Genomic DNA, 14,084 nt, shown 5'->3' with positions numbered 1-14,084 from the left:
CCACCATGACCGCCACCCTGACCGAGACACTCGAAAAGGCCGCGACCGTCGAATTCCGCGGGCTCCGGCGCGAGTTCGGGGCCACCGTCGCCCTCGACGGACTCGACCTCACCGTCCGCCCGGGGGAGTTCCTGGCCCTGCTCGGCCCGTCCGGCTGCGGCAAGACCACGGCGCTGCGCATGCTCGCCGGGTTCGAACACCCCGACTCCGGCGCCGTGCTGGTCGACGGCGAGGACGTCACGCACGTGCCGGCCCACCGCCGCGACGCCGGTATGGTCTTCCAGTCGTACAGCCTCTTCCCGCATCTGAACGCCGTCGACAACGTCGCCTTCGGGCTGCGTATGCGAGGCGTCCGCACGGCCGAAAGACGCTCCCGCGCCGCCGAGTTGCTGGAGCTGGTCGGCCTCGCCGACAAGGGGGAGCGCTACCCGCACCAGCTCTCCGGCGGCCAGCAGCAGCGCATCGCGCTGGCCCGCGCCCTCGCGCTGCGTCCGCGCGTGCTGCTCCTCGACGAGCCGCTGTCCGCGCTCGACGCCAAGGTGCGGCTCACCCTGCGCGAGGAGATCCGCCGGCTCCAGCAGGAACTCGGCATCACCACCCTCTTCGTGACGCACGATCAGGAGGAGGCCCTCTCGGTCGCCGACCGGGTCGCCGTCATGCGCGCCGGCCGCCTCGAACAGTGCGCCGAACCCGCCGAGTTGTACGGCCGTCCCGCGACCGCCTTCGTTGCCGAGTTCGTCGGCACGATGAGCCGCATCCCGGGCGAGCTGACCGACGGCACGGTCCAGGTGCTCGGGCAGCGGCTGCCCGCCGACGGCGAGGTGCCCGAAGGCCCGGTGGACGTACTGGTGCGGCCGGAGTCCCTCCGGGTGAGCGCCGACGAACAGGGCGCCGCCCGCGTCGTCGCCACCGCCTTCCTCGGCGCGGTCGTCCGGGTCACCGTACGGCTCGCCGACGGCACCGAGGCCAAGGCCGACCTGCCCGCGCACGAGGCCACCGGGCTCGGTGCCGGAGCCCCGGTCAGCGTGTCGCTGCCGGAACGGCCGGTGCTGGTGGCCGAACGTATCCAGAAGTGAGGAACGACAACAACGTGACCCCCCACACCTCCGAACGCCCGCTGCAGGCCGTCCTGTTCGACATGGACGGCACGCTCGTCGACACCGAGCGGCTGTGGTGGGAGGCGGTCGAGCAGGTCGCCGGACGCCGGCTGACCGAGGACGACCAGCGGGACGTGCTCGGCCGCCCGGTCGAGCACACCGCCGCCTGGCTCGCCGCGGCGACGAGCCGGCCCGAGGCGGACCTCGCGGCCGAACTGCACCGCGAGTTCGCCGACCGCGTCCGCACCGGGATCGTGCCCCGGCCCGGCGCGCTGGACCTGCTGGACGCGCTGGCCGCCGCCGGCCTCCCCGCCGCCCTCGTCACCGCGTCCCCGCGCGCGGTCGCCGACGTCGTCCTCGACGCCCTCGGCGCCGACCGGTTCGCGGCCTCCGTCACCGCCGACGACACCGCCCGCACCAAGCCGGCCCCCGACCCCTACCAGGCCGCCTGCCGTGCCCTCGGTGTCGACCCCGCCGCCTGTGTGGCCGTCGAGGACACCGAGACCGGCGTCGCCTCCGCCGAGGCCGCCGGCTGCGCCGTCCTCGCCGTACCGTCCCTCGCGCCGATCGGCACCGCGCCCGGCCGGACCGTGCGGGACAGCCTCACCGGCGTCACGGTCCAGGAACTGCGGCGGATGGTGGCACCCGAACTCCGCGTCATGAGCTGGAACCTGTGGCTGGGCGGCCGCGAGGTCGACGACCACCGTGCCAAGCAGCTCAAGGCCGTCCTGGAGAGCGGCGCCGACGTCGTGGGACTCCAGGAGACGGGCGGCACGGCCGCGCAGGAACTGGCCGAGGCGCTCGGCTGGTACCACCACCGGGCAGGCGAGAACCTCGGCGTCATCAGCCGCCACCCGATCACCGCCCGCTTCGGCGACCCGGACGTCGGCTTCTACGGCGCCGCGGGCGTCAGGATCGCCGTGGCGCCCGGCCGCGAGGTCGACGTTTGGACCGCGCATCTGCACTACACGCCGTACGGCCCCTACGAAGCCGTCTTCGACGGGCTGGAAGCGGCGGAGCTGATCGCCCACGAGGAGCTGCGGCTGGCGCAGCTGCGGGAGGCGCTGGGCCGTATCGACGAGGCCGGCGGCGCGGGCGTGCCGGTCGTCCTCGTCGGCGACTTCAACTGCCCCTCGCACCTGGACTGGCCGGATGTGGTCTGGCCGGTGACGAAGGCCGCCGAGGACGCCGGCTTCGCCGACTCGTTCCGCGAGGCCCACCCGGACCCCGCCGCCGAGCCCGGCCACACCTGGTCGCCGATCCACCCGGTGCACGAGGACGGCAGCGGGCGGCCCGAGCCGCAGGACCGGATCGACTACGTCCTGCACCGGGGCCTGACCGTGCGGGATGCGCGAACCCTCGTCACGGGCACCCCGCGCCCGTGGCCGGACGTGGCGGACAACGACTGGCCCTCCGACCACGCGGCGGTCGTCACGACCTTTGTGCTGCCCGTGCGGTGACCGGGTGGGCCGGCTTCGAGGTGACCCCGGGTTACCGCAGGTCACCATTGCGGTCCGGGGTGACCATCCCGTAGGTTGTGCCGCGCTCACGCCCACTACTGACTGGTAACACCGGTAGGTACTTCATGCGCTGGCCCCTCGGCCGTCCCACCACCGTCCGCGCGCGGATCGTGGCGCTCGCGCTCGCCCCGGCCGTCGCGCTGATGGGGCTGTGGAGCTTCGCCATGTGGTCCGTCACCGGCGAACTGCGCGCGCTGATCCGGGTCCAGGGGGTGTACGAGGACTTCGGCACCCCCGTGGACACCGCGATCGGGCAGATCCAGATCGAGCGCCGGATGTCCGCCGCCTACCTGGGCGCCCCGCTCGACACGGCGACCGCGAGCGATCTGCTCGGGCAGCAACGCCGCACCGACCGGGCCGTCGACGCGCTGCGGCAGGCGGTCCAGCACGGCGACCGCGGCCGGCTCACGGACCGTCAGCGGCAGTCGCTGGACACCATGGTCACAGCCACCGGCCAGCTGGACGGGCTGCGCGCCCGGGTGCTGTCCCGGCGCATCACCTGGGACCGGGCCGTGGAGGACTACAGCGCCCTCGTGGAGCCCGGCTTCGACGTGCAGTCCACGCTCACCGCCCTCCAGGCCGGACAGCTCGCCCGTGAGGCACAGGTCGTCATCGAGCTGGTGCGGGTGCGGGAGTTCGTGTCGCGGGAGGACGCGCTGGTCGCCGGGGCGCGGGCGGCCGGCACACTGACCGACCGGCAGTACGACACCCTGACCGCGACCATCGAGGACCGGCGGGTGTTCGAGCGGACGTATGTGCCGGACCTGCCCGCCGACTCGCGTGGGCTGTTCGAGGACTTCCAGCGCGGGGACCTGTACGGTTCGCTGGCGCACGGCGAGGACGCGCTGCTGCGGGGCGGGGCAGGCGGTGCCGGGAAGGCGGTCGCGGCGGACACCTGGCGGTCCACCACCGACCGGGCCGTCGTCCGCTACCGCGAGCTGTGCACCACGTCCGCCGAGAACTCCGCCGCCCGCGGCCGGGCCTTCGCCTACCGGGAGCTGACCAAGGCGGCCGTCGTCGGTGTGGTGGGTCTCGCCGCGGCCGGGCTGTCGCTGTGGTTCGCGGTGCGCGGGGCGCGGCGCATCTCACGGCGCCTGGAGACCCTGCGGGACGCGGCCGACGTCCTGACGAGGGACCAACTGCCCGAAGTAATGCGACGGTTGAGCGCCGGCGAGGAGGTGGACGCGGTGGCTGAAGCACCGCCGCTGGCCGCCGACGAGGTACGCGACGACGAGATCGGGCAGGTCGGCCGGTCCTTCAACACCGCGCGGCTCGCCGCCGTCGACGCCGCCGTCAAGCAGGCCGGCCTGCGCCGGGGGCTGTTCGCGGTGCTGCTCAACATCGCGCGCCGCAGCCAGGCTCTCGTACACCGGCAGTTGAAGCTGGTCGACACCCTGGAACGACGCACGGACGACCCCGACGTACTGCGCGAGCTGTTCCGCATCGACCACCTGACCACGCGCATGCGTCGGCACGCGGAGAGCCTGATCATCCTCTCCGGCGCGGCGCCCGGCCGGCGCTGGCGGCGGCCCGTGCCGGTCGCGGACGTGGTCGCCTCGGCCGTCAGCGAGATCGAGGACTACGCGCGCGTGGTGGTGCCGCCGATGCCCGCGGTCGGTGTCGCGGCCGACGCCGTCGCCGACGTCGTCCATCTGATGGCGGAACTCCTGGAGAACGCCACGGTGTTCTCGCCGCCGCACACCCAGGTCACCCTGCGCACCGGGCGGGTCGGCAGCGGGTTCGTGCTGGAGATCGACGACCGGGGGCTCGGCCTCGACACCGACGCGCGCGCTCGCGCCCACAACACCCTCACCGACCCCGACGCCTTCGACCCCACCCGCCATGACCGCCTCGGCCTCTACGTCGTCGGCCGCCTCGCCGCCCGGCACGGCATCGAGGTCACCCTGCGCGATTCGCCGTACGGCGGTACGACGGCGGTGGTGCTGCTGCCGGAGGGGGTACTGGCGGAGGTGGAACCGGCGCGCCCCGAGCACGCGGGGCCTGTGCCGCTGGTGCCTGAGCCGACCGTGCCCGGACAGCGTGAACAGGGGGCCGTCGTACACGAGTTGCCGTCAAGGAAGCGATCGGCCGCGCCCTCGCCCATCCCCGGCCCGGGCGCCGTACCCGGCTCACCGACGCCCCCGCCCGCCCTGCCCACCCGGACCCGGCAGGCCTCTCTCGTCCCGGAGCTGCGGGACGAGCCGCCGCCTCGGGAGAGCGGGGCCGGTCCGGAGGTGGACGCCGAGGAAATGCGGGCGATCTTCGGCGCCTTCCAGCGCGGCCTCGACCGCGGCCGCAGGGGCCTGCCGACGGCCGAGGCCGCTCCGCGGAGGCCCGGTGCCTTGACGCCGAGGAAACCGCAGTTCCCCAGAGGCGCGGGGAACGGCCCGACCAGCCCCCACGCACCCGCACCCGAACACGCCCCCGCACCCGACCAGGCGGACCCCCCGATCACCGACGCAGACACCGAACCCGCGACCAGCCAAGCCCACGAAGGGACGGACACCGACGATGCCCGGTGACGAACAGAGGCCCGAGCAGCCCGCCGAGCCCAGCGGAGCGTTCGGCGGAGCGTTCGACTGGCTGCTGGACGACCTCGTCGCGCGTACCGACCATGTCCGCCAGGCCGTGCTGCTGACCGCCGACGGCCTCCCGCTCAGCAGCTCGGACGGGATGCGCCGACGGGACATCGAGCATCTGGCCGCCGTCTGCTCCGGCTTCCACAGCCTGGCCCGCTCGGCGGGTGAGCGGTTCGACGCCGGTCAGGTGCGGCAGACCATGGTGATGCTCGACGACGCCTACCTCTTCATCACCCCCGCCGGCCACGGCAGCCGGCTCGCCGTCCTCAGCGAGGCCGGCACCGACGTCGGGCAACTCGCCCACGAGATGGCCCTGCTCGTCCGCCGCCTCGGCCGCCACCTGGACGCGGCCGCCCGCACGACCAGATGATCCCGCGGTGAGCGACGAGCACTGGTACGAGGACGAGACCGGGCCGATGGTCCGCCCCTACATGGTGACCCGGGGCCGCACCCGGCCCCCGGGCGCGCACGCCATCGACCTGATGTCCCGCGTCACCGCGCTGGAGGCCGACGCACAGGGGCCGGACATCGACCACGCCCGCTCCGCCCTGCTCGACGTGATCCGGCGCGGCCCCCGCCCCGTGGTCGAACTGGCCGCGGACGCCGACCTGCCCCTGACCGTCCTCCGGGTCCTGCTCGGCGACCTGGCCGAGGCGGGCCTGATCCGTATCGACGAGCCGCGCAAGCTCCCGGCCGGGGGCCCGGCCACCGATCCGGGGCTGCTGCGGGAGATCGTGGAGCGGCTGCGGGAGATCTAGGTGTTTGTAACGGCCATGTACGAGGGCGGTGTCGGTCGGAACGCGTCAACCGCCCTTCGGGTCTCATGAAACGCCACGTCACCCGTGCTTGCCGAAGGGGAACCCATGCGCGTCCAGAAGCTCTCGCTGCTCACCGTCGCCGCCATCGCCGGTCTCTCGCTCACCGCCTGCAACAGCGGTGACAAGGGCTCCTCCGACGCGAGCGGCTCCTCGTCCCCGAGCCGGAGCACCGCCTCCCAGGACTCCGGTTCCTCGACCACGGGCGGCAGCGGTGTGTCCTCCGGCAAGGGCACCGGCACCGGCCAGTCGGGCACCAGCGGCGGTGGTACGGGCGCCGGCGGCGGTTCCGGCGCGTGCAGGACCGCCCAACTCGCCTTCAGCACCTCCGGTGGGATGGCGGAGGGCGAACTGACCGTGAACCTGAGGAACACCGGCCCCACGGCTTGCACCCTGAAGGGCTTCCCCGGCGTCGACCTCAAGAGCAAGGACGGCAGCCTCAGCGCGAAGCGCAGCAAGCTCGCCGCGGCGCCGGTGAGTGTCAAGCCGGGCGCGGACACCCGCTTCACCCTGCACTACCCGCCGAACAACTCCGGCGGCACCGGCGAGACCTTCACCAGCCTCGTCGTCACCCCGCCGGACGAGACCCGCTCCCACACGCTGCCCGTCAGCATCAACGTGCCCGTCTCGCAGGGCAGCGGTTCCGCCATCACCGTCGATCCGGTCGGCACCGGCAAGTAGCCGACCGCAGAGCCAGAGCCAGAGCCAGAGCCAGAGCCAGAGCCAGAGCTAGAGTTTGGGCTGCCAGGGCACGACCTTGAAGTCACCCGTGCCCTGCTTCACCTTCTCGAAGGGCGCCGACGACACGCACGGCGGCAGGTCCTTCGTGTCCGTGGGGCTGCCGACCCCCGCCCAGCTGTAGCCCAGCCGGTCGTTCCGGCCGAGGTCGTGGACCGTGACACCGACCCGCTTGCCCTTGGCTCCCGGCAGGTCGGACGCGGTGATCACACCGGAGACGACGGCGACCGGACCGCCGGTGACCAGGCAGTCGACCTTGGCCTTGGCCCAGGCCCCCCGACCGTGCAGGTAGTGGCTGAACTCGAAGGTGCCGGTGGCCTTGCGCGGGTCCATGGTGTCCTTCTTCGCCAGATGCGCGTCGAAGGAGAAGGTGATGTCGTCACCGGCCGAGCGGTACAGCTTGGCCGTACCGGTCAGCGCCGCGGCCTCACGCTCGGGGCGGGGCGCCCCGCCGCTTGCGGCCAGCGCAGCCTCAGCCGTACCGGCGGTGATCAGCAGGGCGACGGTGAGGGTGACGGCGGCGATCTTCGTACGACGCTTCATGGCGGTCCTTCCCGCAGGTCAAACGCGTGAGACTGAACGATCACCACTCTCCCGGCAGCGGGCCGCCCGCACATCGCTCCGGGGGCGGGACCCCACCTCCGCCATCCGGCGGGGAACCACCTGGGTGCCCTGCGCCTCAGGGAGGACGGGAACCGGCCACGAGGGCGCGCAACGAATCGCCGCCCGGCCCGCACTCCACGCAACGAACCGCGCACAGACGCGCAACGGCTCCTTCTTGTCCGGCCGAGCGCGCCGACCGTACCTTCTTCGTGGCCCCCAAAACTCCGGCCACCACACAAACCTCTTTCCGGTGAGGACCCCGCATGCGCACCGCCCTGCTCCAGAGCTCCGGCCGCCCCGGCTCCGTCGCCGAGAACCTCAAGGTCCTCGACGAGGCCGCGGGCCGGGCCGCCGCCGCGGGCGCCGCGCTGCTCGCCGCACCGGAGATGTTCCTGACCGGGTACGCGATCGGCGACGCCATCGGCCGCCTCGCCGAGCCCGCCGACGGCGACTGGGCCGACACGATCGCCGAGACCGCCACCCGGCACGGCATCGCGATCGCCTACGGCTACCCGGAGCGCGACGGCGAGACCGTCTACAACTCCGCCCAGCTGATCTCCGCCGACGGCACCCGGCTCGCGAACTACCGCAAGACCCACCTCTTCGGCTGCTTCGAGCGCGACCACTTCACACCGGGCGGGCAGCCGGTCGTCCAGGCCGAGCTGAACGGCCTCACCGTCGGCCTGATGATCTGCTACGACGTCGAGTTCCCGGAGAACGTGCGCGCCCACGCCCTGGCCGGCACCGACCTCCTCGTCGTCCCGACCGCGCAGATGCATCCCTTCCAGTTCGTCGCCGAGTCGATGATCCCGGTGCGCGCCTGGGAGAACCAGATGTACGTCGCCTATGTCAACCGGGTCGGCCAGGAAGGGGAGTTCGAGTTCGTCGGGCTCTCGGTCCTCGCCGGTCCCGACGGAGTCGCCCGCGCCCGGGCCGGCCGCGCCGAGCAACTGGTCCTCGCGGACGCCGACCCCGCCTTCCTGGCCGCCTCCCGCGAGGCCAACCCGTATCTGCAGGACCGCCGCCCCGCTCTGTACGGGTCGCTCACCTGAGACACGGCCGCACGCAAGCCTTCCCCCGGTTTCACCACGCGCAAGGAGTCCGTACCCCATGACGTCCACGGTGCCCAACGCCGTCGAGCACACCGACGAGCAGCAGCCGCCGATCACCATGTTCGGCCCGGACTTCCCCTACGCCTACGACGACTTCCTCGCTCACCCGGCGGGCCTCGGTCAGATACCCGCGACCGAGCACGGCACCGAGGTCGCCGTCATCGGCGGCGGTCTGTCCGGCATCGTGGCCGCGTACGAGCTGATGAAGATGGGCCTCAAGCCCGTCGTCTACGAGGCCGACCAGATCGGCGGCCGGCTGCGCACGGTCGGCTTCGAGGGGTGTGAGGAGTCGCTGACCGCCGAGATGGGCGCGATGCGCTTCCCGCCGTCCTCCACCGCCCTGCAGCACTACATCGACATGGTGGGCCTGGAGACCAGGCCGTTCCCGAACCCGCTGGCCGAGGCCACCCCCTCGACCGTCGTCGATCTCAAGGGCGAGTCGCACTACGCCGAGACCGTCGACGACCTGCCCCAGGTGTACCGGGACGTCGCCGAGGCCTGGAACAAGTGCCTCGAAGAGGGCGCCGACTTCTCCGACATGAACCGCGCCATGCGCGAGCGCGACGTCCCGCGCATCCGCGAGATCTGGGCGCAGCTGGTCGAGAAGCTCGACAACCAGACCTTCTACGGCTTCCTGTGCGACTCCGAGGCCTTCAAATCCTTCCGGCACCGCGAGATCTTCGGCCAGGTCGGCTTCGGCACCGGCGGCTGGGACACCGACTTCCCGAACTCCATCCTGGAAATCCTGCGCGTCGTCTACACCGAGGCCGACGACCACCACCGCGGCATCGTGGGCGGTTCCCAGCAGCTGCCGCTGCGCCTGTGGGAGCGCGAGCCGGAGAAGATCGTCCACTGGCCGTACGGCACCTCGCTGAAGTCCCTGCACGTGGACGGCGAGCCGCGCCCGGCCGTGACCCGGCTGCACCGCACCGCGGGCAACCAGATCACGGTGACGGACGCGAACGGCGACATCCGCACCTACCAGGCGGCCGTCTTCACCGCCCAGTCCTGGATGCTGCTGTCCAAGATCGCCTGTGACGACTCGCTGTTCCCGATCGACCACTGGACGGCGATCGAGCGCACCCACTACATGGAGTCCTCGAAGCTCTTCGTTCCCGTCGACCGGCCCTTCTGGCTCGACAAGGACGAGGAGACCGGCCGGGACGTCATGTCGATGACGCTCACCGACCGCATGACCCGCGGCACCTACCTGCTGGACGACGGCCCGGACAAGCCTGCCGTGATCTGCCTGTCCTACACCTGGTGCGACGACAGCCTGAAGTGGCTGCCGCTGTCCGCGAACGAGCGGATGGAGGTCATGCTGAAGTCGCTCGGCGAGATCTACCCGAAGGTCGACATCCGGAAGCACATCATCGGCAACCCGGTGACGGTCTCCTGGGAGAACGAGCCGTACTTCATGGGCGCGTTCAAGGCCAACCTGCCCGGCCACTACCGCTACCAGCGGCGCCTGTTCACCCACTTCATGCAGGACCGGCTGCCCGAGGACAAGCGGGGCATCTTCCTCGCCGGCGACGACATCTCCTGGACGGCCGGCTGGGCCGAGGGCGCGATCCAGACCGCGCTGAACGCGGTCTGGGGCGTCATGCACCACTTCGGCGGCGAGACCGACCCGGCCAACCCCGGCCCCGGTGACGTCTACGACGAGATCGCCCCGGTCGAACTCCCCGAGGACTGACCGGCCTCATCCCGGGACCCCCGACCGGTGCCAGGGCCCGTCATGTCCCCCGCGGACACGGCGGGCCCTGGCGCGTACGGGGCTGCGGAACCGGAAGGCCCGTTGCCGGGAAGCCCGGGAGTACCCTAGCGGTGCTAGATTGCGCGCGACGCGAGACGAGGGGGATGCGCTGATGGCCGAGCGGTCCAGACGTGCCAGGCCCCGGACCGGACCGGACCCGGACGGCCTGTGGAGCGAGGAGCCGACGGATCAGCAGCGGCTGGACTAGCGGTGATAGCTAGTCTCTAGCAGTGCTAGATCGCGCCATGTGTGAGGACCCGGAGGGGAGTTCGGCCGGGGAGGCGGTGGTCGCGGAGGAGGACCGGGAACGAGCCAGGGCGCGGTGTGAGGGGGGCGGTGCGGGGCACGGGGCCGTGAAGCGGACCGTCAGTCCCTGAGAGGCGTGAGCAGCATCCGTCCCGCGAACCCCACTGCCGCGTCCAGTCGTTCGGTGAACTCCGCGGCGACATCGCCGCAGTGACGCAGCGCCCACAGGGCCCGAGCCGCTGCCCAGGCCGCGTCGCGGGCCCGCTCCAGGCTCCAGGAGGCCAGCAGATGGGTGAGCGGGTCGGCGATCTGGAGCAGATCGGGACCCGGCATCAGTTCCTCGCGGACGCGCTCCTCCAGCGAGCCAAGGAGATCGCCCACGCGGTCGAACTCGTCCTCCAGCTCGGGCGGTTCGCAGCCGAGCGTACGACAGGCGTCCACCACGGCGAGCGCCAGATCGTGCCCGATGTGCGCGTTGATGCCCGCCAGCGCGAACTGTAGCGGCCGTACCCCGGGATGGCGGCGGAGCTGGAACAGCGGACGCCAGCAGGCGGGCGGACGGCGGTCCGCGGCCACCGCGTCGACCGCCGCCAGATAGCGCCCGGCGAACCGCACGTCCAGCGCGATCGCCGCCCGTCGGTCCGGGAACTCCCCGGCGTCCAGGCGCCGGTCGACCTCCTCGGTGACGGTGAGGTAGACGCGGTTGAACACGGCGACACCGTCCCGCTCGGGCAGGGCCGCGTCGATGGCGCGCATCCGGGAGACGACCGCGTCGACGGGGGTGGTGAAGTGTTCCAGCTGCGCCATGGGGGAAGGGTCCCAGCCCTGGGCCGACCGGCGGGCCCGACCGGCCCGGCGCTTCGCCGGAACGGGGGAACGGACCACCGCAGTGCGGTGGTGAGGGGGAGGCGCACCGTGTCAGGCTTACGCGCCCGGCGCCTGGCCGAACGCCGGGCCGCGCGCCGGCGCGCTCTACGGCGCGCGCTGATGGTCATGGCGGCCTCGGTGGTGACCCTGGTCGGCTCCGTCACCGGGGTGATCTCCGCGCTCGGCACCGGCCACGGCTCCGACCAGGCCCGGACCGAGGCGACCCGCGCACCCGCTCCGGCGCTCATGCCGGGCACACCGTCGCCTTCGTCCCCGGCTCCGGGGGGCTCGCCGGTCGCCCGCACACCGACGCCCCAGCCGACGCCGCCCGGCAGCGCACCCGCCCCGACCGGCGGAAAGCAGCCGACCGCCCCCGTGTCACCGCTCCTGTACCGCCACCCCGGCTCCCAGGCGCTGGACTGGGTCCGCGCCCACCCCGGCGATCCGCGCACCGCCGTCATAGCCTCCCGGATCACGGACCGGCCGGCCGCCGTGTGGTTCGCCGACCCGGACCCGGGCACCATCGCCGCCCAGGTGCGCGCGGTCACCGCGGGCGCGGCCGCGCTGCGCCAGATCCCGGTGCTCGTGCCGTACGCGATTCCGGACCGGGACTGCGGCGGCGCCTCCAAGGGCGGCGCGCCGGACCTCGTCGCCTACGACGCCTGGATCGACGCCTTCGCCCAAGGGCTCGGCTCGGGTGAGGCGATCGTCATCCTGGAGCCGGACTCCGTCGCCCAGTCCGACTGCCTGACCCCGGCCGCCCGCGCCGACCGCTTCGCCTCGCTGGCCCGCGCGGGCCAGGTGCTGAAGGCGGCCGATCCACGGGCCCGCGTCTACTACGACGCCGGTCACTCCGGCTGGAACCCGCCGGACAAACAGGCCGCCCTGCTGCGACAGGCCAGCGCGGACGACTCCGACGGCGTCTTCAGCAATGTCTCCAACTTCCGCACCACGGCCGACGAGATCGCCTACGACCGTCGGATCCTGGCCGCGCTCGGCGGCCCGGCGCGCCTCGGCGCGGTGATCGACACCAGCCGCAACGGCAACGGCGCCCCGCCGGACGGCCAGTGGTGCGACCCGGCCGGCCGGAGGATCGGCCGGGCCCCGACCCTGGACACCGGCGAGGCCCGGATCGACGCCTACCTGTGGGTGAAGCCGCCGGGGGAGTCCGACGGCTGCCGGGGCGTGGCCGGGACGTTCACACCGTCGTACGCCTACGACTTGGCGCGCGGGGCCTCCGCGCCGCCGGCCTCCGCGTCGTAGGCGGACGCGCCCTCGGGCGGCAGCGGCTCCCGCTTCTTCAGATGGGCCGGGGCGAAGGCGCGCAGCGTGTGGTAGCCGGTGATGACGACCAGGGCGCCGAGGGCGATGCCGCTGAGCGAGAAGTCGCTGGTGAACTTCATGCTGACGTTGCCGACGCCGATGATGATGCCCGCGGCGGCCGGGACCAGGTTCAGCGGGTTGCGCAGGTCCACCTTGGCGTGCAGCCAGATCTGGGCGCCGAGCAGGCCGATCATGCCGTAGAGGATCACGGTGATGCCGCCCAGGACCCCGCCCGGGATCGCGGCCACGACCGCGCCGAACTTCGGGCAGACGCCGAAGAGCAGCGCGAAGCCGGCGGCGGCCCAGTAGGCGGCGGTGGAGTAGACGCGGGTCGCGGCCATCACGCCGATGTTCTCGGAGTAGGTGGTGTTCGGCGGGCCGCCCACCGCGGTGGACAGCATGGAGGCGACGCCGTCCGCCGAGATCGCCGTACCGAGCTTGTCGTCCAGCGGGTCGCCGGTCATCTCGCCCACCGCCTTGACGTGGCCCGCGTTCTCCGCGACCAGGGCGATGACGACCGGCAGCGCGACCAGGATCGCCGACCACTGGAAGGACGGCCCGTGGAAGTGCGGCAGGCCGATCCAGTCGGCCTTGGAGACACCGGAGAGGTCCAGCCGCCAGTGGTCGGTGACCTGGCCGCTCGGGCTCATGGAGTGGATCCTGCCGAAGATCCGGTCGAAGGCCCATGAGATCGCGTACCCGAAGACCAGGCCGAGGAAGATCGCGATCCGGGACCAGAAGCCGCGCAGGCAGACCACGGCGAAACCGGTGAACAGCATGACCAGCAGGGCCGTCCACTGGTCCTGCGGCCAGTAGGTGGAGGCGGTCACCGGGGCGAGGTTGAACCCGATCAGCATGACGACCGCGCCGGTGACGATCGGCGGCATCGCGGCATGGATGATCCGCGCGCCGAACCGCTGCACCGCGACCCCGGCGAGGAACAGCGCGATGCCGACGACGAACACCGCGCCGGTCACGGTGGCACTCGTCCCGCCCTGGGCACGGATGACGGCGGCCACGCCCACGAACGACAGCGAGCAGCCGAGATAGCTGGGCACACGGCCACGGGTGGCGAGCAGGAAGACCGCGGTCGCCACGCCCGACATCATGATGGCCAGATTGGGGTCGAGTCCCATCAGCACGGGTGCCACGAAGGACGCGCCGAACATCGCGACCACGTGCTGGGCGCCCAGGCCCACCGTGCGGGGCCAGGAGAGCCGTTCATCGGGGCGTACCACCGCTCCGGGCGCGGGCGTGCGCCCGTCACCGTGCAGTTTCCAGCGCACGCCGAGGTCCATGGTGAGGTTTCGCTTTCCTACGTCGGTGAAGCCCGGTCTTACGGGTGTGAAGCCGGTCCGCACCATTGTCACGGGTGACGAGCGGCTCTACGCTCGCACGGTCCTACTCGTGAACTTCGTTCATGTATCT

The 14,084-nt window shown here is 72.5% G+C and carries 12 protein-coding genes; 9 read left to right on the top strand and 3 right to left on the bottom strand.

Going from position 1 to position 14,084, the window contains the following annotated elements:
- Nucleotides 1–5 precede the first annotated feature (5 nt).
- From AV521_RS29015 to AV521_RS28990, 6 genes are all read left to right on the top strand, one after another.
- Entirely contained in the window at nucleotides 6–1,076 is a 1,071-nt protein-coding gene (locus AV521_RS29015; RefSeq protein ID WP_371917075.1) for an ABC transporter ATP-binding protein, read from the top strand.
- Nucleotides 1,077–1,090: 14 nt separating this feature from the next.
- The gene (locus tag AV521_RS29010) at nucleotides 1,091–2,557 is read left to right on the top strand and encodes an HAD-IA family hydrolase (protein WP_076092420.1); all 1,467 of its coding nucleotides are present in this window, start codon (nucleotides 1,091–1,093) and stop codon (nucleotides 2,555–2,557) included.
- 125 nt (nucleotides 2,558–2,682) lie between these two features.
- Nucleotides 2,683–5,139 (top strand): nitrate- and nitrite sensing domain-containing protein, encoded by a 2,457-nt coding sequence (locus AV521_RS29005; RefSeq protein WP_079249452.1) that lies wholly within the window; start codon nucleotides 2,683–2,685, stop codon nucleotides 5,137–5,139.
- Nucleotides 5,129–5,566 carry a roadblock/LC7 domain-containing protein gene (locus AV521_RS29000; RefSeq protein WP_256725713.1) on the top strand — a complete coding sequence of 146 codons (438 nt, stop codon included), beginning with the start codon at nucleotides 5,129–5,131 and terminating at the stop codon, nucleotides 5,564–5,566. The genes AV521_RS29005 and AV521_RS29000 overlap by 11 nt, the downstream gene beginning before the upstream one ends.
- A 7-nt stretch (nucleotides 5,567–5,573) precedes the next feature.
- On the top strand, nucleotides 5,574–5,954 hold the full coding sequence (locus tag AV521_RS28995) for a DUF742 domain-containing protein (protein WP_256725712.1): 381 nt from the start codon (nucleotides 5,574–5,576) through the stop codon (nucleotides 5,952–5,954).
- Nucleotides 5,955–6,059: 105 nt separating this feature from the next.
- The gene (locus AV521_RS28990; RefSeq protein WP_076092293.1) at nucleotides 6,060–6,692 is read left to right on the top strand and encodes a DUF4232 domain-containing protein; all 633 of its coding nucleotides are present in this window, start codon (nucleotides 6,060–6,062) and stop codon (nucleotides 6,690–6,692) included.
- Between the two features lie 48 nt (nucleotides 6,693–6,740).
- Here AV521_RS28990 and AV521_RS28985 read toward each other — a convergent pair whose 3' ends face one another.
- Entirely contained in the window at nucleotides 6,741–7,292 is a 552-nt protein-coding gene (locus AV521_RS28985) for a Repetin (protein WP_076092291.1), read from the bottom strand.
- Between the two features lie 323 nt (nucleotides 7,293–7,615).
- On the opposite strand from AV521_RS28985, the gene AV521_RS28980 reads away from it, so the two are divergent.
- Nucleotides 7,616–8,404: a carbon-nitrogen hydrolase family protein gene (locus AV521_RS28980; protein WP_076092289.1), complete on the top strand. Its 789-nt coding sequence runs from the start codon at nucleotides 7,616–7,618 to the stop codon at nucleotides 8,402–8,404.
- Nucleotides 8,405–8,462: 58 nt separating this feature from the next.
- A complete protein-coding gene (locus AV521_RS28975) occupies nucleotides 8,463–10,160 on the top strand; it encodes an NAD(P)/FAD-dependent oxidoreductase (RefSeq protein ID WP_076092287.1) in 1,698 nt (565 codons plus the stop codon).
- 426 nt (nucleotides 10,161–10,586) lie between these two features.
- Here AV521_RS28975 and AV521_RS28970 read toward each other — a convergent pair whose 3' ends face one another.
- On the bottom strand, nucleotides 10,587–11,273 hold the full coding sequence (locus tag AV521_RS28970; RefSeq protein ID WP_076092285.1) for a DUF5995 family protein: 687 nt from the start codon (nucleotides 11,271–11,273) through the stop codon (nucleotides 10,587–10,589).
- 108 nt (nucleotides 11,274–11,381) lie between these two features.
- Between AV521_RS28970 and AV521_RS28965 the strand changes: the two genes are divergently transcribed.
- Nucleotides 11,382–12,596: a glycoside hydrolase family 6 protein gene (locus AV521_RS28965; protein ID WP_371917074.1), complete on the top strand. Its 1,215-nt coding sequence runs from the start codon at nucleotides 11,382–11,384 to the stop codon at nucleotides 12,594–12,596.
- Here the strand turns inward: AV521_RS28965 and AV521_RS28960 are convergent.
- A complete protein-coding gene (locus AV521_RS28960; protein WP_076092281.1) occupies nucleotides 12,548–13,954 on the bottom strand; it encodes a uracil-xanthine permease family protein in 1,407 nt (468 codons plus the stop codon). The two genes, AV521_RS28965 and AV521_RS28960, sit on opposite strands and share 49 nt — an antisense overlap.
- Between the last annotated feature and the right edge of the window lie 130 nt (nucleotides 13,955–14,084).

The organism is Streptomyces sp. IMTB 2501, assembly GCF_001953885.1.
In the GTDB taxonomy this organism is placed as follows: Bacteria; Actinomycetota; Actinomycetes; order Streptomycetales; family Streptomycetaceae; genus Streptomyces.
This window is presented reverse-complemented; position numbering and strand designations above follow the sequence as displayed.